Source organism: Roseburia sp. 1XD42-34 (genome assembly GCF_009917385.1).
GTDB lineage: Bacteria > Bacillota > Bacilli > Bacillales > Amphibacillaceae > Virgibacillus.
In genome coordinates this window covers 26,232-48,550 of sequence record NZ_QWLJ01000037.1, presented here as the reverse complement: position 1 = coordinate 48,550, position 22,319 = coordinate 26,232, and the positions used below count along the sequence as shown (strand labels likewise).

15 protein-coding genes are annotated in these 22,319 nt (G+C 38.5%); 5 read left to right on the top strand and 10 right to left on the bottom strand.

Going from position 1 to position 22,319, the window contains the following annotated elements:
- Window positions 1–617: 617 nt before the first annotated feature.
- Entirely contained in the window at window positions 618–2,042 is a 1,425-nt protein-coding gene (locus D1839_RS16060) for a hypothetical protein (protein WP_120380825.1), read from the bottom strand.
- Between the two features lie 449 nt (window positions 2,043–2,491).
- Here D1839_RS16060 and D1839_RS16055 point away from each other — a divergent pair, with 449 nt between their 5' ends.
- A complete protein-coding gene (locus D1839_RS16055; protein WP_120380826.1) occupies window positions 2,492–3,088 on the top strand; it encodes an AAA family ATPase in 597 nt (198 codons plus the stop codon).
- A 760-nt stretch (window positions 3,089–3,848) separates the two neighbouring features.
- On the opposite strand, the gene D1839_RS16050 is transcribed toward D1839_RS16055, so the two are convergent.
- Window positions 3,849–5,639: a M3 family oligoendopeptidase gene (locus tag D1839_RS16050; protein WP_286164835.1), complete on the bottom strand. Its 1,791-nt coding sequence runs from the start codon at window positions 5,637–5,639 to the stop codon at window positions 3,849–3,851.
- 334 nt (window positions 5,640–5,973) lie between these two features.
- Between D1839_RS16050 and D1839_RS16045 the strand changes: the two genes are divergently transcribed.
- Window positions 5,974–6,510: a YceI family protein gene (locus tag D1839_RS16045; protein WP_120380828.1), complete on the top strand. Its 537-nt coding sequence runs from the start codon at window positions 5,974–5,976 to the stop codon at window positions 6,508–6,510.
- Between the two features lie 46 nt (window positions 6,511–6,556).
- Here D1839_RS16045 and D1839_RS16040 read toward each other — a convergent pair whose 3' ends face one another.
- Together D1839_RS16040 and D1839_RS16035 are read right to left on the bottom strand one after the other, a co-directional pair.
- Window positions 6,557–7,435 carry a VanW family protein gene (locus D1839_RS16040; protein ID WP_120380829.1) on the bottom strand — a complete coding sequence of 293 codons (879 nt, stop codon included), beginning with the start codon at window positions 7,433–7,435 and terminating at the stop codon, window positions 6,557–6,559.
- Window positions 7,436–8,150: 715 nt separating this feature from the next.
- The gene (locus D1839_RS16035) at window positions 8,151–9,365 is read right to left on the bottom strand and encodes an NAD(P)/FAD-dependent oxidoreductase (protein WP_120380830.1); all 1,215 of its coding nucleotides are present in this window, start codon (window positions 9,363–9,365) and stop codon (window positions 8,151–8,153) included.
- Window positions 9,366–9,792: 427 nt separating this feature from the next.
- On the opposite strand from D1839_RS16035, the gene D1839_RS16030 reads away from it, so the two are divergent.
- On the top strand, window positions 9,793–10,299 hold the full coding sequence (locus D1839_RS16030; RefSeq protein WP_120380831.1) for an AMP-binding enzyme: 507 nt from the start codon (window positions 9,793–9,795) through the stop codon (window positions 10,297–10,299).
- Window positions 10,300–10,595: 296 nt separating this feature from the next.
- The gene (uraA, locus tag D1839_RS16025) at window positions 10,596–11,882 is read left to right on the top strand and encodes a uracil permease (RefSeq protein WP_120380832.1); all 1,287 of its coding nucleotides are present in this window, start codon (window positions 10,596–10,598) and stop codon (window positions 11,880–11,882) included.
- A 232-nt stretch (window positions 11,883–12,114) separates the two neighbouring features.
- Here the strand turns inward: uraA and D1839_RS16020 are convergent, their stop codons facing one another.
- The 3 genes from D1839_RS16020 to dacB all read right to left on the bottom strand — a co-directional run bounded on the left by D1839_RS16020 (window position 12,115) and on the right by dacB (window position 16,417).
- Entirely contained in the window at window positions 12,115–13,323 is a 1,209-nt protein-coding gene (locus tag D1839_RS16020; protein WP_120380833.1) for a cation:proton antiporter, read from the bottom strand.
- Window positions 13,324–13,344: 21 nt separating this feature from the next.
- A complete protein-coding gene (locus D1839_RS16015) occupies window positions 13,345–14,754 on the bottom strand; it encodes a sodium/glutamate symporter (protein WP_120380834.1) in 1,410 nt (469 codons plus the stop codon).
- Between the two features lie 310 nt (window positions 14,755–15,064).
- Window positions 15,065–16,417, bottom strand: coding sequence for a D-alanyl-D-alanine carboxypeptidase/D-alanyl-D-alanine endopeptidase (dacB, locus tag D1839_RS16010; RefSeq protein WP_120380835.1), 1,353 nt, complete (start codon window positions 16,415–16,417; stop codon window positions 15,065–15,067).
- A gap of 760 nt (window positions 16,418–17,177) precedes the next feature.
- Here dacB and D1839_RS16005 point away from each other — a divergent pair.
- Entirely contained in the window at window positions 17,178–18,428 is a 1,251-nt protein-coding gene (locus D1839_RS16005) for a DNA polymerase IV (protein WP_183030256.1), read from the top strand.
- Window positions 18,429–18,504: 76 nt separating this feature from the next.
- Here D1839_RS16005 and D1839_RS16000 read toward each other — a convergent pair whose 3' ends face one another.
- From D1839_RS16000 to D1839_RS15990, 3 genes are all read right to left on the bottom strand, one after another.
- On the bottom strand, window positions 18,505–19,434 hold the full coding sequence (locus D1839_RS16000; protein WP_120380837.1) for an aldo/keto reductase: 930 nt from the start codon (window positions 19,432–19,434) through the stop codon (window positions 18,505–18,507).
- 512 nt (window positions 19,435–19,946) lie between these two features.
- Window positions 19,947–21,149 carry a phosphopentomutase gene (locus tag D1839_RS15995; protein WP_120380838.1) on the bottom strand — a complete coding sequence of 401 codons (1,203 nt, stop codon included), beginning with the start codon at window positions 21,147–21,149 and terminating at the stop codon, window positions 19,947–19,949.
- Between the two features lie 4 nt (window positions 21,150–21,153).
- Window positions 21,154–22,314 (bottom strand): alanine racemase, encoded by a 1,161-nt coding sequence (locus D1839_RS15990; RefSeq protein ID WP_120380839.1) that lies wholly within the window; start codon window positions 22,312–22,314, stop codon window positions 21,154–21,156.
- Window positions 22,315–22,319 lie beyond the last annotated feature (5 nt).

The window sequence follows — 22,319 nt, the reverse complement described above, 5'->3', positions numbered from 1 at the left end:
AAAGAAAAAACAAAATGAAATTCTAAGAAAAACAAAGAAAACAAGAGAAAACGTTAGTAAATAGAGGGAGTATAAAAATTGTTGCCTTGGGATACGGAATTAACGGAATAGCCACGTCCGGCTCCATCGCCCAGCAACTAGGCAACTTCGCGAATCGCCCTACGATAAGTCATCATTGGTTCGTATCCTTACTATGATTCCTTTATCTCAGTTGCTTCGTTCCAGTTGCTACGTTGCTAAACGGGCGCTCTGCGCCTTTGTTCATTGCGAAACGATCTTGTTAAACATTTATGTGTAACCGCTTTATTTTAGTACGATTTTAACTCAAAATATTTTGAATGTAAAATTATTTAAAACAATTGATTTAAATTATGGAAAATTAAGCGACACCATATATGTCTTCTCGCATTAAACAAAAAAATTAATTCAAGGCACTGTAAATACAGTGCCTTGAAGTGGGATACATATGGAAAAGCTTTATCAGCTGTGCTTATTTACTCGGGATTGATGAAAACAATGTAAGTACATTTTTTCTAGATCCGTAGTGAAGCTAAACTTTCTTCAGTTATTTTTAACTGTTATAATACAGTTAGATCTTCCATCTACTCATAGACGTATCATAGTAACCATACTGCGATTGATGTTGCTACCAAAAGGCCAGCTATAACTGGGATGAAATTTTTCCTAACAAGCTCCATAACGGATACACCGCAAAATCCTGCTATTGCCACAAGTGAAGACCAGGCAACGAGTGTACCTCCTCCTGTCCAGATAGTTCCCATCTGTCCAATTGCAGCAAGGGTTTCCACATCCATACTATTTGACGACAATGAAGCTGCTAATGCACCTGTTAAAGGGAGTCCTGAAAAACCAGAACCATCTAATCCAGTAATGATCCCGATTATTAAAATACTAACCGCTGCTAACCATTGATTTTCAGGTAAATATGACTGTGTAGACTGAACTAAATCAAATAAAAATGCCGGGGCGCCCTCTTCGATGCCTACTATCGCTCCTGCAAAGTCTGAACTGCCTAAAAAGAAAAACCCTGCTATCGGAATTACTGGTCCCATCGCTTTAAAAGCAAACACAAAACCATCTGTAATATGCTTCGTAATGTAATCCAGAGCTTGCTGCTTTCGAAGAGCGACCGTTGATAATAATAGAAGAATAACAGCAACACCACCAATAAATGCCGCTCCATCTCCCCCTTCAAAACCACTCATTCTTCCAGAATTTAGTTTTTCATAAACCATGTAAATGACAACTGTAGCTAGTGTTAAAGGAACGAAAATAGCAAATACTTTACTCCATTTGGTACGTATTTCCTTTTGCGGATCAACAATGGGGTCTTCTTGAGAAGTCTGCATATTAGCTAACTCTTGTACATTTATTGGATCATCGGCACGACGTATCTTTTTACGAGTGAGTATATACGCTAAGCTAATTGCAATAGCCCCCGTTATAAGTGATAAAATCAGGGCTTGGTCTGCGACTGCCGTTGTTGATACACCAGCCGAAGATGCAGATAAACTTGGCGCTACCTGCACAACATAGTCTGAGGATAAAGCCATCCCTTGACCAGCTATGGCGATAGCAACTGCTGCTGTAATTGCTGGTAAGCCAGCACGAATAGCAGCTGGTACTAATAAGGCACAAATAAGTGGAACTGCAGGTGTTGGCCAAAAGAATAGCGATATGATGTACGTTACCACGGTCAGGATAAAAAATGAAATATGTCCATTAACCATGATTCGCTGTATTGGCTGAATCATTCGCTTATCAGCCCCTAGATCCCTAAGAGAATTTAATAATGCAAGCATGAACGTAATGATTAAAAAAATGCTAAATAGTTCCTTTGCAGCAACCAAGTTAGCTTGAAAGATTGCCTTAAATCCGTCAATAATACTCCCTTTGTATAACCATGCTACTAAAAATGTTCCTAATAAAGTTGGTAAAACAACCCCTTTTCGCATAATCATCGTACCTATAATGAGCAACGTAAAAAGACCGTATAGATAGTGAGATAAAAAAAGATCCACCAGTTAACCTTCCTCTCCGAAAGTAGTGTTCTTTAGCCTATGCAAGCTACTTGGATTTCGTTCAGTTTGGTGGATGAAGCAATTAAGCGGAGCTTCGTAAAATATAGTCACATTATTTCTTTAATAAATAATTAGCGTTTTAATTCTGACGGAATAGTACATTAAACACTAATATGATGAAGTTCCATTTCAATTAGTCGTTGTTTTCTTTCATTCCTCGCTTTCCTATTACTGCTTGAATTAAAATCAAGCTTTGGAAGTAATAGTTTTACGAACTTCTTACATTTGAAATGAAAGATCAACCAATACGATATGGTAAAATATAAAAGCAATAGGGGGAGAAATATATCAACCCATAAATAGGGAAGTATCAAGAAATACTGAAAGCAGATATTCCAATTATTGTGAAATGATTTAACAAAAAAGTTAATTAAAAAGAGGTGTGGTAATTGATTATTTGGATTAATGGGGCTTTTGGTTCTGGAAAAACTCAAACTTCTTACGAATTACATCGAAGAATCCCTGATTCATTTGTTTATGATCCAGAAAACATGGGTTTTTTTATAGATAAAAATATACCGGCGGAAATCCACAAGCAAAATTTCCAAGATTATTGTAGCTGGCGTGAGTTAAATTATACCCTTTTAAAAAATATGGAAAGGGAATATAACGGAATTATCATGGTGCCAATGAGCATAGTCAATCCTCATTACTTTGAGGAAATCATTGGTAGACTTAGAAATGACAAGGTTATAGTTAAACATTTTGTACTATGGGCTTCGAAGGAAACTTTACTAAAAAGATTACGTAGCAGGGGGGAGAGCAAGAATTCATGGGGGGCAAAACAAATAGATAGGTGTATGCAAGGGTTATCAAATCATATATTTCAACATCGAATAGATACGGAGAATATGACTATGGAACATGTAGCGGAATCGATTGCCTCTATTTCTAATATACATTTACTCCCTGACAACAGAAATAAACTTAGAAAAAGATTGGATAGATTTAAAATACAGCTAAAACAAATGCGATTTTTAAAATAGCAACTAATATTTCTTTACAAGCAATCGGCTTGATGAAGAAAAGTATAAAAGAGAAATTCCTTTTTGAATCACGTATTGTATAGATGTTTTGAAATTGTATTAGCTGAATCTCCCATTCCATAAAATGAATGTTTTCCAACTACTAATTCTTCCTATCATAAATGTAACGATATTTTTTCCACATAGAAAAAGGTTAAGCTAAATATTTGCCCAACCTTTTTCTCCCAAATGTGCTACATTAATTGCACTATCATACTCCCAATTAATACGACCGCACCGTTCCTTGCAGCAACGTTCTCGGTTGTTTATGAAATAATAAAAAGATTAATAGCGTGCTTAAGATAAACGCTGGTACCATAACGGAATCATATCCAATAACAAAGCAAAAGACGCAAAAATAGCAACCTCTACTAAAAATAGTGTTCGATTTTGTTTCAAAACCCATCCCCCCTTTGCTCATGCAACTGCTATTTACTCTTACAGATTCAAGCTTGTAGGCTAGTCGTTTACAAGTTTCCTGGACATTTTTAAAAAGCAATGTCAATAGGGAAAACTTGTTTGTCAAGGAATCCTTATCGGCACTGCTTTTATTGTTTGCTAAAAAGTCTTATCCCTACACTAGAATTAACTAATAGGTTCAAAGGGTCTGAACAACGTCACTTTCAGCAGTGGGCTCCCCATAACGCCTTTAGATACTTATTCTATCGTAACAGCTTTCTTGCATGGGGTACCAACCAGAAATTTAAAAAAGCAACTTTTTCTATACTAAAGCCATGTATTCATCTACATCTTTAATGCATTCTTGAATAGCCTTTTCCCAAAATGCTGTTTGGCTTAAATCTGCTCCTAAATGTTTCATAGCTAATTCTTCTACCGTCATTCGTCCTGTATCGCGTAACAATGAAATATAAGCATCCTCAAAGCTTCCCCCTCCACTTTTAGCTTTTGCATAAAGCCCATTACTAAATAAATAACCGAATGTGTAAGGGAAATTATAAAACGGCACACCTGTAATATGAAAATGAAGTTTAGACGCCCAAAAGGTTGGATCATATTCTGAAAGTGTATCACAATAAGCTTCTTTTTGGGCTTCTACCATAATATGATTTAATCGTTCAGTAGAAACTACTCCTTGCTTACGCTCTTCATAAAAACGTGTTTCAAATAAAAAGCGGGCATGAATATTCATAAAAAACGCCACACTACGTTGAATTTTATCCTCCAATAAGGCTTTCTTCTCTTCCTTTGATGCTGCTGTTTGTAAAGAGGCTTCCGCTACAATCATTTCTGCAAAAGTAGAGGCAGTTTCTGCCACATTCATCGCATATCTTTGGTTTAAGCCATTCACATCATTCATCACATATTGATGGTACGCATGCCCTAATTCATGTGCCAACGTAGCAATATTACTAGCCGTTCCAGAATATGTCATAAAAATACGTGTTTGCTCGCTATACGGAAAACTCGTGCAAAAACCACCAGGGCGTTTACCTGGGCGGTCCTCTGCTTCAATCCAACGCTTTTCAAAAGCCATCTCCGCAAAATCAGCCATTTTGGGACTGAATTTACGGAATTGATCTACTATAAAATGAGCTCCTTCATTATATGTATATGTTTGAACCGTTTTGCTAACTGGAGCTGTCACATCATAAATTCCTAACGTGTCCACACCGAGAAGATCGGCCTTTTTATTTAAATAACGAACGAAATGATCCTTGTGCTTGGTAATCGTCGACCACATCGCCTGTAATGTTTCCTGTTTCATTCGATTGATCAGTAATGGTTCCATGAGCACATCATTCCAGCCTCTATGCTTATACGTCTCTAAACGAAAACCAGCTAAATGATTTAACGTTTGACTAAATAGCTCGGCCTGCGACTTCCATGCCTCAGAAAGCTTGGTGAATACGTGTTTGCGAAAATTACGATCCGGATGTGTAAGTTTATTCGTTGCTTGACCTATGGAATAATGGTGAACACCATCCTCTTCCTCTAATGCAACCTCCATTTTACCTACAATAACATCATACATTTGCCCCCACGCATGGTACCCATCCTTAGCTAAATCATTTATGATTGCCTCCTGCTCGACAGGCAACATTTGTTGCGCCTGTTCACGATATTCCTGTAGTACAAATTTTATTTCTTGCAAGGATGCATTTCTTTCAAAAATATTCCAGTCCGACTCTGTTATCTCTCCTAGCTTTTGCTTTAAGCTTGATTGTATCCCACTAAATTTCGCATTCAATTGAGACCGCTCACCTAATAAAAGTTGCACATGCTTATCATTTGTATCTTGTGCATGTAAACAACTAATAAACGCAAAAGCTTCTCTCATCATCTTCATTGTCCGTTCCAATTGCTTACATACTCGTAAAAGTGCTTCTATATTTTCTGTTGTGGCTTTGGTATCAAACTGAAGAACATCAGAATCAAGTTTATTCATTTCTTGCTCTACCGTTTGCAAATAGGTGCGAAACTCTGTAGATTTACTTCCACCAGGGAAAATAATTTCTAAATCCCATGTTTGTTGATTGTTTAATTGTTCCAATATAAGCCCTCCTATTGTTAGAAATTTCACTACATAAGTAAGTATACCAAACATTGGCTTGATTTTTCACAAAATGAAGTTCAATCAGGATGATTTTTTTCAGTCCACTGCTTTCTGGCATTGCATTAACCAATTTAGCTTTATCCTGCTAAGTTTCACTTCACCGTATACAAAGTGGGGGCTTATCTCCTGTTACAAAGTGAAGCTTTAATCAGTGAGAATCTTACGGCACCTCATATGCGGGATAAATGACACTTTAAATAATTACTTGACAACGTATACTTTCTATTTTACACTAAGTTACATAAAGTAATTATTAATGGAGGGAATGTACATGGCAAAAGCAGTTTGGAATGTAGACACGATTCATAGTGAAATTGGGTTTTCAATCAAACATATGATGATTTCAAAAGCCAAAGGGAGATTTAATTCATTCAAAGGTAAAATAGAAGCTGATTTAGAACAATTTACGGATGCAAATGTCCAATTTACCATTGATGTAAACAGTATTGATACACGTAATAAAGACCGCGATGATCACTTACGTTCCACAGACTTTTTCGATACGGAAAATTACCCAACAGCAACTTTTATCTCCACAAATATTCGGAAAAAATCTGACAACCAATATGAGTTGATTGGCGATTTAACGCTTCGTGGAACAACCAAAACGGTGACTCTTGACGTAATAGTTGCAGGTCAAAGTAAAGATCCAATGAGCGGAAATATGGTTGCTGGGTTTAGCGGCGAAACTACCATTAGCCGCAAAGATTTTGGTCTAACATGGAATACAGCCATTGAAACAGGTGGCGTTCTGCTTGGAGATGACGTAAAAATTAGTTTCGAAATTGAAGCACATAAAGAAACTTAATTCAATATCCAAAACAATCCCCGTACATTTCCCGTACGGGGATTGTTTACTTTTGTACATCTTTCTCAAAATGTTCTACGATGTCTGATGAATAAACACGGACAACCAATTGCCCATTCTTTGCATGTGCACGTAATAAAAGCGGTTGATTGTATCTATTTTTAAAACTGAAGTCTGGCCCCCACCAACTGACTGTTGCATCTTTTCCTGGTGGCACATAAGGGACACGTTTGCTATGTGCATATCTTTCTACAATTTCAATTCCCTTTAAATTAACAGCGTTAAACAAAGTTGATGAGACTTGGCAAATACCCCCACCAATATCCTCAGCTAGTTCACCCTTTACAATAACTGGCGCCCGTTTATACCCTTTTTTCTCTGTCCTTTCTCCAACTACTTCATTAAATGAGAATAACTCACCCGGAAATATAACATGACTATCGATTGCTCGGGCGGCAAGCTCAATATTTGTGGTTCTCTCCTCATTGTTTTTCTTAAAATGGGTGACGTAACTACCTAATTGCTTTTGACTAATTTCTGTTAATAGCCCTTTATCTACACGAGGATATACGGGCTGCACCGGAACTTTAAACCCTTGGATATTTGGATTATAATATGCTTCCCGAAATTCAACTTGAAACTGATCCGTATCAATAGTAACTCCTGGTTTTCCAGGAGTAATTTTTCCCACACGGTCTATCTTGGCATTTATAGGATCTTGGTAAACCTTTTGTTTTATTTGTTTCATTAGCGTCTGCAATTTAGCATCATTAATAAATAGGTTATCGACGTTGTCTAAAGCATATTGGTTTATTTCTATGCGCTTTATCATAATCTCAGTTGACCTATCTTTGCTTGCTTCAATACTATGGATTGGTAACAAGATAAATCCGAATAAGATCAAACAGATAATAACTCGTTTCATGGTAACAACCTCCTGCTCTTAGTATAAGTAAAATAAGCAATGAACATTCAGGAAAGGAAAAATTCCAGTTAGCGGATAACGCTTTCATTAAGTAAGAACAAAGGCGCAAGCGCCCGTTTAGCAACGTAGCGAGTGGAACGAATTAACGATAAAGTGAACCTTCCAGCAGCGGGGTTTTCTGCATCCCCGCTGCTTGTTAGTATCGCCAGGGTATGACCTAAAGGCCCTTGAACGAATTGGGGATTTAGGTGCTGTTACCTCCCCGCTTGCTCACATCTTCTTTCCTTGAAGTGGGAGTCTACAACGCATTTTTACGGGAAAAAGGAATCATGCCACTAAAAACAGGGTATGCCGGCGTCTCGGCGGCAAGCCCGTTTTTAGTCGGCCTTCCTCTTTGTGACGAGCCAATGAGGCCTTATTGGAGGGCACATTTCTAAAGTCACATCGTTGCTGGGCTCATGCGCCGGAGGTGACTATTATTTCGCTATCCACTAGCACCTGATTATGCTTTCTTATCTTATAAAAAGACCATCTCACCTAATAGGATGAGATGGTCTGCTGTAACTACCTAAAGTCTCTGGTTTCTTCCACATAATCACTTAACAGTCGATACCCAATTAATGAAGCAATAACTAAGAAAATTCCACACAACGTTTTATTTTTCATATTCGTAAGCCTCCCTATAAATTTTAACTCATCTTAGGCTGTGAACATCTTAAAATGGACGAAATTTCCCTTTTTTAAGTACTAATTTTGGTCCACCCATAAGGAATAGAGAACGATTATCTACTACCTTTTTCATTGCTGCAGCTGCTTTTCCTTTAAGTTTGTAATCGTTAAAAACATTCCCAATCCCATCCGAATGTCCAAGCGAAGCGACTGTTCCTTTGCTGTTAAAGACAAAATCAGTTAACGGTTCATTGTTCAATAAAGCCACAAAGTTTGCTGCTACCACATCTGCCTCTTGCATAGCTAACTGAGCAGTTGGCGGATACGGACGATCTGCTTCATGATCCCATACCCATGAACAATCTCCCATGACGAAGATATTCTCTTCACCTGGCACGCGTAAATCGCCGTTGACGTTGACTTTACCTTTCGTTAATTCAAAGCCAGAATCTCCTAAAACAGAGCTTCCCTTCACCCCGCCTGTCCAAACAATGGTGCCGGCTTTAATTAACTCTTTATCTTCACCAACGATAAATCCTTCTTCGGTACATTCTGAAATAGGAGCGCCGATTTTGATTTCAACACCACGATCTTCCAATGATTTTTTCGCATAGGCAACTAATTCCTTGTCAAACATTGGCAGGATGGAGGGAGCAGCCTCCACGTTAATAATTCTTACTTTATTACGATCAATATCATATTTCTTACATAATTGCGGTACACGATCTGCGAGTTCACCAACAAACTCAATACCTGTAAATCCAGCTCCACCAACTAGAATATTTAAGCTATGCTCATCTACGTCTTCACCTGATCTGTATTTTGCAAATTGGTATTCTATGTGTTCACTAATCAAGCGGCTGGAATCAATATCTTCAATTGCAAATGCATGTTCCGCCATTCCTTTAATACCGAAATCATTAGACTCAAATCCAAGGGCAACAACAAGGTAATCATATTCCAGTTCACTGTTTTCTAAAATAACGCGTTGGTTATCTTTATCAATTTTAGTTACAGAGTCAAATACAAGTCGCACTTTATTTGGATTAATAACATCACTTATGATAACTCGTGCTTGGTTTGGATTAATCGTACCTGCAGCTACTTCATGTAACCAGGTAGATTCATAATGGTAGTTATGCTTGTTTACTAAGACGATTTCTGCTTGTTCAGGAGACAGCTTTTGCATTAAGCGTTTTGTTGTCGTTAGCCCAGCGTACCCTGCCCCCAACACCACTATCTTTGGTTTATTTAGACTCATAAAAACTTCCACCTTCCTATACTTACTTATATATTGCAGGAAAAGCGCTCTTCTTATTAAATATAAATGAAAATAAAATATATATACGCCATCCTTTATTTACAATATAATTATCATAACAAAAATTTCATATTTAGGCTATAAACAAGAAGATTCTTTTCCTGTTCCACTTTAAACCGTCTTTCATAATGATAGATTTCTAACCCCTGATCGACAATAATTCGCCCTCCGTTGTTGTATGTTACAACCAAAACGTTAACTTATATGGAGCAGAGTGCTGTAACCTTATCCTCTTAAGTCCCTCCTTTTTTATCTATATCCAGCTTCACCCTCCAGTTAAACGTATTTTTAAACGCTTTCAATAATTTATGTTATAATTTTATAATAACGTATATAAAGAAAAAACGGAACAAGGTGGGGTGTTTTAATGCAACAAACAGAAGTCCGTGTCATTAACCATAAAGGGGAAGATGTAACACCAAACGGCATGGAAATTGGCGATATTATAGTAAAGGGGAATGGTGCATTACAGCATGCGGAACACCAGCAAACGCTGAGGGATGGTTGGATTTTCACGGGAGATAAAGGAACTGTAGATGAACATGGTCGTATTCATGTACAAGAAGCTCGAAAAGATATTCCGCAGGCAACGGGTGCCATTTCTACAGCTTATTTGGAACAAATCTTATTGCAGCATCCTTCTATACAAGAAGCTGCAGTAATCCCTGTGCCGCATAAAGAAAAGGGAGAAATTGCGCACGCTTTTATTGTCCTTAAGGAAAAAAAAGCTGCGATCTCCGAAGAAGCACTTATTTCATTCTGCAAACAACATTCAGAAGATTCTACCTATCCATCCAGAATTTCAATTGTAGATGATTTGCCGAAAACATCGAGTGGGAAAATATTAAAAGTAGAATTAAGAAACAGACTCTAACTCATCATGAAAATACTTTATCCTATTAGCACTCTTATGAAAAATAAAAGCCGACTTCAAAAATGGCTCCATACTATTGACAAATTCCATTTAAATTGGGATAATACAAAAGATAAATTGATACGGTTACCTTTAATTCAGTCCCGTGAGGCTGCCAAGGTGAAACAGATAAAATTCTGTTATAAAAGGAATAAGTAGGCAACTTTTTCTTTTATGGAAGCACCCTGCACCAACACGGCAGGGTGCTTTTTTCTTATGCAGCGTGGTAACCGTTAAGCAAATAGGAGGAATACATCTTGACACAACATAAAGAAATTCAAGTAGATGAGCGTTTGCCTTTATTAACGAGCTTACCACTCAGTATTCAACATTTATTCGCCATGTTTGGTTCAACAGTGCTTGTCCCGATATTGTTTGGAGTAAATCCAGCAACGATCTTGATGATGAATGGGATCGGTACGTTACTTTATTTGTTTATTACAAAAGGAAAAATCCCCGCCTATTTAGGCTCTAGTTTCGCATTCATCTCCCCTGTTTCCGCAGTTTTGGCAAATTATGCTGGGGGAGAAGGTTATGGCTATGTTTTAGGTGGGTTTTTAGCAGTGGGGGTGATTCTTTGTCTCGTTGCTTTTGTAGTTAAACTCGGTGGAACAAACTGGATTGATGTGATATTTCCACCAGCAGCTATGGGCGCAATTGTTTCTGTTATTGGATTAGAACTTGTCCCTACTGCTGCGGAAATGGCTGGCTGGATTGCTCCAGCTGGTGCAGATGATACATGGACGATCCACACAGATACAGCGATCGTAGCATTGCTCACCTTATTAATAACGATCATTTGCTGGGTTACACTACGCGGATTTTTAAAAATCATCCCCATATTAATTGGGATTATAGCAGGCTATATCATTGCCTATTTTTTTGGACTTGTCGATTTTACAGCTGTACGTGAAGCAAGCTGGTTTTCCATGCCAGAATTCTATCAGATGAAATTCGATTGGAGCGCTATTTTAACAATCTTACCAGCTGCCATCGTTCTTGTTCCTGAACATATCGGCCACCTTTTCGTAACAGGAAACATCGTAAAAAAGGACTTGACCAAAAATCCAGGGCTTGACCTTTCCCTAGCTGGGAATGGAATTTCTACGATTATTTCCAGCTTTTTCGGTTCAACACCAAACACAACATACGGCGAAAACATCGGGGTCTTGGCTATTACAAAAGTATATTCCACATGGATTATCGGTATGGCTGCAGTAATCGCAATCATTTTATCGTTTGTCGGCAAACTTGCAGCACTAATTTCCTCCATCCCTACAGCGGTTATGGGAGGTATATCCTTACTGCTATTTGGTATCATCGCAGCAAGTGGATTACGCATGTTAGTAGAGGCAAATGTCGATTATAATCGTTCACAAAATTTGATTCTATCTAGCGTTGTGCTTGTAATTGGTGTTAGTGGTACGACTGTGGAAATCGGTTCCGTTTCATTAGCAGGCATGGGACTTGCTACGATAGTGGCTATTTTATTGAGCATCTTCTTTAAAGTATTGGATATTGTCAACTTATCAAATGAAAGTTAGACAAATATAATACGCTAAGTGAATCTTCCATCAGTGGGTGCTTATTCCCTATCGATGGTTGTAGCGTATGAACAAAGATCCTTTTCCGGAACAGGGTATTAGGTACTGTAGTCTCCCATCAGATTTTCTAACTTCTGAAGCGAGATTTTTGCAGCACCTTGTATACGAAGATAAACCTATCCCCTCGTTTAAAATTAAAACAAGGGGTTTTTTTTATCAAGCAAAGTTATTTCTATGGTTTGGAAGACACTCCTTTTTTATTTAATTTCTTCATGATTGGATAGATCCCGACACTTTGAACAACAAAGGATAATATAATTACCACAAAAGTTAAGGAGACAATAAAATGGTTTGCTCCCCATGTTGCTTCCAAACCAAGTACTAGAGCAACAGACATCGTTCCTTTAATGCCGGCCCATGTAATCACTCCACTATCTTTAACCTTAATCATTTTCCTCCATGCAGGATGCAACTGCGTCATTCCGGTTATAACTATAAATCTTACTAACAATGTACCTACAAAGACGAAAAAAGCAAGCGCCCATGCAGAAAACTCCAGATATTCTGTTGCCTGAATACCAATTAGTAAAAAGATAATGGATAATAAAGTTGGTTCAACAATTTCCCAAAAACCATCAAGTGATTCACGAAAATGTGCCTCTTTTATATTTTTCCCAAATTCATAAGAAAGCATCATTCCTGCCGTGACCGTTGCCAACACTCCAGAAACATGCAATGCTTCTCCTAAATAAAAACTTCCGTAAGCTACAATGATACTAAGCATAACTTGATATTGACGACGATGAGTAAAGTGAACAGCCTTACTCATCAGCCAGCCAAAAGCAATACCAACCACTACTCCACCAAAAGAAACGAGAATAAACTCTTGCGTAAAATCTAGCCAATGAAAACTCGCTTGCTGTTTATACATCTGTAATAAAACGGTAAACACAACAATGCTTGTACCATCATTTAACATGGATTCACCTTCTACTATATCAGCTACATCCTCTTTATCACTTGAAGCTTGTTTTAATATATTTACAACAGAAACAGGATCGGTTGGTGTTAATAGCGATGCTATTAATAAAGCGGCTATAAAAGAGATGGGGAGAAACCCATTTCCAATAACATAAATGAATAAACCAAGTATAATAACTTGCAAAAATAATCCAATAGAGCTTAAGCTGCTAATAATAAACTTATTTTTTCTCCAAGCTTGCGTTGAAAATTGATAAGCAGAAATAAACAATAAAGCCGGAAGAAAGAAGGTAAAGAGCATTTCTTTCGTTATGGTAATCCCCTGAAAAAAAGGAACTGCAGACAAGCCAACTCCTAGTAACACAAGTACAACAGGAACAGGAAAATAATTCTGTTTTTTATCCATTGAAAAAACAAAATAGCCGATAATCAACAATAGCAGAAGATGATATTCCGTCAATCCATTCGCTCCCTTACATGTTTATCTTTTGCCAAAATATAGCAAGCCTACTAAAGCACCGATGAGACTCATGATCATAGCAAAAATTAAAAATGGTATCGCGCCAAACTGATAAATAAGTGGGATTGAAAGAGCTGTTACCAGTCCACCTCCAAGGAATGGCTCATACACAAGCTGTTTATAACCAAACCCCTCAAATGCTGGTGTCTCACTTCTAGGATCCACAATTCGCATTAATAATAAACCAGTTGCAGTGATCCCCATAGACTGTCCAAAATCTCCAATTGCTCGTTCAAACCAATAGGAAGGAATAATTCTTGGTGCTAACACTAAAAGACCAAAAACGTTCCATAAAATACCGGCTGTCGCTAATAAAAGAAACGGAACAATATAATCACTAATGACATCAATTGATACTGTACCGATGGCTGTTAAAATAAGTATATCCAACGCAAAGCCTTGAATACGGTTAATCATATTCCGATCTATAATTTGTGCATTGTCCACTTTATTGAAAAATAGTTGAACCAAAATCCCGCCAATCATGGCTAATGGGAATAATGGAATATAGGTCATAAAGGTTGTATCTGTAAATGAACCGATGATGATAGATTCCAGCCATATTAACGTTTGTAGAAGTAAATACCCCACCAGTACAGATAAGCCCACCAATGCAAAATGTAAAGATAGCGGTTCAATTGATTCTGGTCGTACCGTCATTTTGGCTGCAGGATCTCGATTTTCAAATTCCATAATTCCTTGCTTCCGTAAATCAGAGAAACCTTGTACATCTTTAATCACATTTGTTTTTCCTTTTCTAACCGCCCAATTAATTAAAATGATTCCTACAATTACTCCTGACAATATCCCTATCGTAGCTAGACCGACAGACAAATCATAACCTTCTGCAAATCCTATTTCTTCAAACGTTCCGGCTAAGCCAGCTGCAGTCCCGTGTCCACCTTCAAACGCCACTTCAATGAGCGCACCAGTTAATGGAGGTAAGCCAAACACAGGGCTTAACACAAGGACGGCTAATAAAATACCGATAACGTACTGTCCCCAACCAATGGTCCAGCCAAAAGCTAATTGCGGACCGCCATAGTTCCAGATTTTTCGCAGTCCAGGGATGGACGCTCCAAGAAATAACGAAGCAAATACAACGTTTATTAATAACCCCGGTAAATCATTCCATACAGCAGTTACGGACTCTGGAAATATTCCGTTCACCCAAAAAGAACCTTCTGAAACAAACATGCCTACTAGCTTTCCAAGAACTTGTGGACCAAGGATTAAAGCTAAAAAACCTCCAATAATAGAAGCTGGTAAAAATAAATTTTGTAACCATGAAACACGGACGCGTACCCATTTTCCTAATAGCAAAAAAGCCGCTATATACAAAAAGGCAAAGCCAACTTGGTTTGCTGTCATTTTGAAAACCCCTTTTTTTAACTTTTATTGCTATTGCTTTTCCCGTGACAATGGTTTTCAAAACGTGTTGCCCAATAAAGTCAAACTTCATTCAGTGACGTTTTCCCATCTCCTACTGAATGTTAGTAACCGCCAGGGTATGACCTTAAGGCCCTTGAACGAGTCGGACACTTAGGTACCGTTTTCTCCCACTTAGACCTTTTGTATCCACTCAAAATTTTGAAGTGGGAGTCTTACGGCACCTTTCATGCGAGGTAAAACTGATATATGTCTACTGCCATTGAAACTTTACTTTGATATACACGAAAATTCACACATCTTCATTAGCTATCATATTCAAAATACGATCTTCAATTTCTTTTCCTTCCTCTTCATCAATTAAATGGTCTATTAAAATAGAAAAAATCAACTGTTTTCCATTCCTTTTTTGCATATACCCTGCTAAAGTGCTTACACCATGAATTGTCCCTGTTTTAGCTCTTATGTTAAGGTGAGGCATACGTTCCTGCAATGTACCGCCAATCCATGGGGCGTAAGCTCCTGTAACCGGTAGCGCATGTATATATATATCGAACCAATTAGCTGCTTGAATCGTATATAGCAGCTTTGTTAGTTGGTTAGCAGGGATACCATTTATATGTGATATACCTGAACCATCACGAATAACCATTGTTTCAAGCTCCATCCCCATCTCACCCATTTCCCTTTCTAACACTCGTAAACCGTTTTCCCAGCTTCCTTCTCCATATACGAGCTTTCCCATTTCTTTGATAATTATTTCTGCAATCGTATTGTTACTATTTTTCATAAGCGGAATAACCAGCTTGTTTAGCGGAATAGAATGGTGTTTATACAAGCATGTTAATCGCCGCGGAGCTTGTCCTCGATACACAGTTCCTTCCCATACGATACTCTGATGCTTTAGTGCAGTTTGAAAAATATGTAACGCATAATCTGTTGGTTCCCATACTGCTATCCATTCCTCCACTTCCCCACCGTTCTCTGATATTTCTCCAGATAAATGTATTTTATTTCCTCCATACTCTCTTTCAATCACAATATTTTCTTCTTCGCCTGTCTTTATCTTATTGACAAGCGTAACATAATCCGTTTTTGGAAATATGGTTACATTTGCTGGCTCCCCATGTTTTCGAGGGCTTATTTTTACATAAACACTACCCGCGTCATATTGTTTATCTGGTGAAACTGTTAATGCTGCGATTTGTGCTGCATAATGATAGGTCTCATCACTCCAAATGATATCCTGCGAAAGTCGAACGGCATCATACCATGTATCGTCGCCAATAATGTCTCCTGCAATATATCCAATTCCTAGTTGGTTTAACCGGCGAGCAAATAGATGGTAGGTTTCTGGTAATAAAGTCGGGTCACCTTTACCAACAATATACAGATTTCCTTTTAGAATTCCATTTTCTATTACTCCGTCGGTATTTAATTCAGTGGTGAAGCGATACTTCTCTCCTAAAACGTTTAAACCTGCAACAGCTGTTAGTAGCTTCATATTGGAAGCCGGATGAAACCTGATATCACCCATATGTTCGTAAACAACTTTTCCGGTATCCGCTTCTCTTATGCTAATACCTATCAACGCTCCTCGTAATCTCGGTTCTTTGGTTATATACGTTTCTATTATCTCTTTCATCCAGCACGCCTCCTCGAGCCTTTTTACTCCCATTCAGGATAGTTGTATCATGCTTATCGTTATAAACTAATTCCATATAGTTAAGTAATAATCCTTTTTATGCAGAAGTTTTACGGTTTTTTCATAGGAAAACCTAAACACCAGTAGCAAATTATCTCTAAATACTAAAGTAGCATATCACCAAAGGAATCTGTATGCCTTTTAAGATATGTACCAGACTCACGAATAAAGGCGCAAGCGCCCGTTTAACAACATATCGAATGAAACGAATCAACGAAGGATAAGGTGAACCTTCCATCAGCAGGGATAAAGAAACCCCCGCTGATGGTTAGTACCATAATGGTATGACCTAAAGGCCTCTTACGAAATAGGGAATTGAGTTGCTATTACCTCCCGCTTCGACTTGTTCCGCTCACATCTTCCATTCTTAGACCGTGGGAGTCTACAACGCCTTTTTACGGGATAAAGGAATCATGCCACTAAAACAGGGGGATGCCGACGTTTGGACGGCAGGCCCGTTTTTAGTCGACCTTCCTCTTAGAGACGAACCGATGAGGCCTTATCGTAGGGCGATTTCTAAAGTCGCGTCGTTGCTGGGCTGGACGTGAGGCTTCGGTTATTTCGCTATCCATAAGCACGCCATTTTATACTTTCTTATCCTTGAACACCTTCGTATCTTTAGGAAGAAAATGGCACTAGTAAAATAATTGCGATCTGCATATAATAAGAACGTACGTTCTTTTGATGAGGAGGTTGAATGATGGATTGTTCCCTCTATCCACGTAATGATATTCTATGTATCGATATGCGCTCTTTTTATGCCAGTGTGGAGGCAGTTAAATTGCATTTAGATCCAATGAAAGCATTGCTTGCCGTTGTAGGAGATCCAAGCAGATCCGGTAGTATCGTACTTGCTGCTTCTCCTGCGCTAAAGAAAAAATACGGGATTAGCAATGTGAGTCGTTTCTTTGAACTGCCGAATGATCCAAACCTGCATATTGTTCCTGCACATATGGCTGACTATTTAAAAGTATCCACTGAAATAACCAAGTTACTTTATCAATACGTCCCTAAAGAAGCCATCCATCCATATTCCGTAGATGAAGTTTGGGTCACCGTTAACGGACTCAAAAGAAGGTTTGGAAACCGGCTAGAAATAGCTGAACGTATAAAAAACGATATTCTCGAATGCTTTGGGATAACATGTTCCATTGGTATTGGTGATAATAAATTCCTCGCCAAAGTCGTGATGGATCTGCATGCAAAAAAACAAGGGGTTGCTGAATGCACCTATGAAGATGTACCACAAAAACTGTGGCCTTTTCCAGTAGAAATGATTTGGGGAGTTGGAAACAGGATGAAAAAAAACCTCCAGCGAATGGGAATTATAACACTTGGTCAGCTCGCTTGCTTTGACTTGCAACACCTGCGAAAACGATTTGGCGTCATGGGAGAGCAACTATACTGGCATGCATGGGGAATCGATTTAAGCCCTGTAATCGGAAATTTTATCAAAACGGAGCAAAAAGGGTTTGGTCATGGTATTTTATTATTGCGTGACTATTCAAAAGAAGAAGTCCATGTTTGTATACTGGATCTTTGTGAGGAAGTGTGCCGGAGGGCAAGAACCGCTCATATGGCTGGAAAAACCATTCAGCTTGGTATCAGCTATTCCAAAGAAACTGGTGGTGGATTCTCCCGCTCTGCCTCTGTTTCTATTCCCACCAATGTTACGATGGATATGTATCATGTTTGTATGGATTTATTTTTTCGCTTTTACGATGGCATTAGCAGTATTCGCCGCGTGTACGTGACATTAACTCATTTATACGGAAAACAAACAACGCAATTGAGTTTATTTGAAGATCGTGCCAAAAAAGATGATATTGGTTACACGATGGATGCCATCCGTGCGAAATATGGCGCTACTTCGCTTCTCCGTGCGAGCAGCTATACAGATGCAGGTATTACGATCGAAAGAAGCAAAAAAATCGGTGGGCACTATGCGTAGAAGGGGGTCCATTTAGAGAATATGCAAACAACAAGCTGTTCCGTGAGGTTTTACGTCTCACGGAACAAATACAAACTTAGGCAAAAATATCGTTAATCAGCTGCATATCTTCTTCTGCAAGAATAATCGCAGCAGCCCGTTTGTTGCTAACTACCTGTTCTGCCAGCTTGGCTCCAGGAATAAGCACATCGACAGAAGGACGAGTAAAATACCAAGCTAAAACAAGATGAGCAATTTCCTCGTTATATTTCTCAGCTATTGGCTTTAATTTTGCTACTTTTGCAAGATTTTCGTGGAATTTTTCACCTTGAAAATTCGGGTTTTCAGCCCGTAAATCCGTAAATGTTTGATGCTTATCATATTTTCCAGCAAGTAATCCTGATTCCAGTGGAAAGTAAGGAATAAACGTAATTTTTTCTTTTTTCGTATAAGGGAAAAAACTAGTTTCTGCTTCACGCTTTAGTAAATTATATTCTGTTTGCAGTACGTCAACATATCCATCCTTATTCGCTTCTTTCAATTGTTCCAATGTGAAATTCGACACACCGATAGAACGAATTTTCCCTTCATCCTTTAATTCTTTTAATGCACCAACAGCTTCATCTTTTGGTGTATCTTTATCCGGAAAATGAATATAGTATAGATCGATATAGTCTGTTTGTAAGCGACGAAGACTATCTTCTACGGACTGCTTCAAAAAAGCAGGAGAATTATCTATTACTACTTCGTCACCAACAAATTTATGCGCGCCTTTGGTCGCAAGCACGATATCTTCACGCTGATATTCTTTCATCACTTCTCCGATTAATTCTTCGGACCGCTCCGGCCCATAAATAAACGCTGTGTCCAACAGATTAATTCCTTGTTCCAATGCAGTACGAACGACATTCTTTCCTTGTTCTTCATCGAGCATATTAGGATAAATATTATGACCACCGACGGCGTTCGTTCCTAATCCGATTGGATAGACAGAGATATCTGATTTTCCTAAACTCACCTTGGGCATGATTAAAAACATCTCCTTTTAAAATAAAATTCCCCTGATGAATTAGACTTGCTTCTCTTCATCTATAAAGTAATGTACCACAAAATAACCCTGTAAAACATGAGAACAAAGGCGCAGAGCGCCCGTTTAGCAACGTAGCACTGGAACGAAGCAACTAAAGTTTTAGGAATCATGCTCCTGCAACAGGAGTATGACGACGCCTGAGCGGCAAGCCCGTTTTTAGTCGGCCTTCCTCTTAGCTACAACCAATGAGGACTTATCGGAAGCAGTTCGTGAAGTCGCCTAGTTGCTGGGTGCTGGAGCCGGACGTGGCTATCCGGTTACTTCCTTATACTCAAGTCCTAATGTTATACTTAATTACATTATAAATAACCAAAAAACCCCTTACATCAAACAATAAGATCGCTCATCCATCCTACTACATTAGCTCCAACAACAGAATATTTAGTCGTTTTTATTTAATAAGAAAACGTATTCTCTTAAAATGCCAACGGAAGGACACTAACTCTTACCTATTCATTTAAAATGTCTGCTAAAAAACTTTTCCCCTCTGCTGTGGAAGGTAAGTGAAAAAAATCACATATAGTGGCCCCGACATCAGCCATTGTTTCACGAAGGCCTATATTTATGCTATTTACTTTTTCACCCAAAATTAAAATAGGTACATATTCTCTCGTATGATTAGCATGACCTATCGTTGGATCATTTCCATGATCAGCCATAACGATTAATATATCCTCCTTAGCCATCATGGGTAAGAAAATATTAGACAGCCACCGGTCAACTTCATTTAATAATTGGCAATACCAGTCTACATTTTGAGAATGTCCAGCTAAATCTGTTTCTTGAATATTAATTAAAAAAGCTGCCTCACCTTGTTCTGTTACGTAGTTGTCGCTTACGCTTTCCAGTAACTTCGACGTATTCACAATTGGATTAGCAGGACCTTCTCCATGTAAAACATCGGCTGTTTTTCCTAAACGATAAACCTTCAAGCCATGCTTAGCAGCAATCATAGGAAATTGCTTGTCCATTTCTACACCATATCCCATATGATAAACATTATAACCCTTACCATAAACTTTTGCTTTTGGTGTATCAACGCCCCATTGACCAATTTGTTTTTCTATTACACAAGATAAAATATGCTCTATGGAAGTATACGGTCCACCGAATGCTATAACCCTAGAAGTATCCACATGTTGTCTAACTACTCGTCCTAATTGCTTTACCATAGGAAACGGCATTTTTTTCAAATCCGCTGTCACATTAATGATGTTACCATAAACAGATTCTAAATTGTCGGCCACTACAGCTGCCTCATTAATTAATAAAACTGGACAACCGACAATTGGATACGTAACCGTATACCCAGCTGCTTCTAAAGCCAGCTTTAAACCAACATGAATGTCCTTTATTAAACGTTTATTGGATTTTTTGGGACAGCTTCCTACTATTTCTTGGTGTCCTAAATACGTATCTGCACCATGATGCGCAAGCTTCGCACAGCCATAAGCGTTGGAAGGGATTTTGATTCCATCCACTAACGTACCTAACCCTGCGTTATACATCAATGGAATTTGTAATTCCGCTTGCTTTACATCTCGGATATGCTTGTACGTATTAGCAGAACAATCAGCAATATTATACTCTGCACAATCGTCCATTGCTCCAATGCCAAAACTATCAATGACAAACAATGTTAATTTTGCCATTTATTCACCACTTCCTTTCAAGATGCACAAGCCTCGGTAATCCGGATTGAATTCCTTCTACTAGTGCCACATGTGCTCTTGTTACAAATATTTGCGTTCGAAATGCAAAAATGGCTGTATCTCCTATCTGTATTTTGAATTGCTTTGGCTTTTTAATTGCACCGTAATAATCAATAACCTCAGGACTATTCGGTTTTGTAGCTACATATTTTTGCAAAATGGTGACAGAATCATGACCGACAATGCAGCTTTTCATATTAGATCTGCCGTAAAATCCACCTGCAATCACGTGATAATGTTTGCTTGTCTCGTGAGACACTTCCGTGACATAGACCATTGCCGGCAATTCAGATAAAGACTGATACGCCTGCAGCGGTGTCGTGCCTGTCAATCCATGACCAGGCTCGCCATGAGTGACACCTTGCTTTACTAAATAAGGGATTGTTTCACTGCTCGTCCCACCTGGTCCATTTACTTGTAAGACATTTACACCTTTTGTTTCCAGCATTTGTTTGCCTTTTAAAAGAGTAGTTAAGTTTTCCGTCGGCACCATCTGTTTTCTATCATCAGCCAATTTCAAAATTGGAAACGTAGTAACTCCAACGACACGAACTCCTGGTAAACGAAGAATTAAATCCAATTCACGGTTTAGTAGAGATAGCTCAATTCCTCCTTCTTGTGCCTCATGAATATAATCATGAGGACCAACTACTTTTAATAGAATGTCTTGTTTTCTATTTATTTTTTGAGCTGCATCAGATACTTGTTTCGCACGAAGATATGAAAAAACAGTAACGACCTCCGGCTTCCAACTAAGAACCTCTTGCCACTGATGCTTTCCAGGCTGCACTAAATGCCCGATGTTTCCAATCCGAACCCCATGGTCTGCCAACAGTTTTCCTTCATCAAAATCAACGGCTACTGCCTTATCTATCCCATTCGCTACCATATATCTGGCCAATTTTGGTAACCTTCCTAGCTGCTTACTCATAAAGTACAATTCCATTCCATGAGCTTTAGCCGTACGAGATAACTGTATCGTATTTCCTATTAGCGCATCTACATCGATCACATACGTATTTGGAGGGATTTCTCCAGTTTGATGAAGCGTAACACTCGTTGCAATTAACTTTGGGTTTCTTTCTATTGTCCTCTGCAAAAACATAGCTG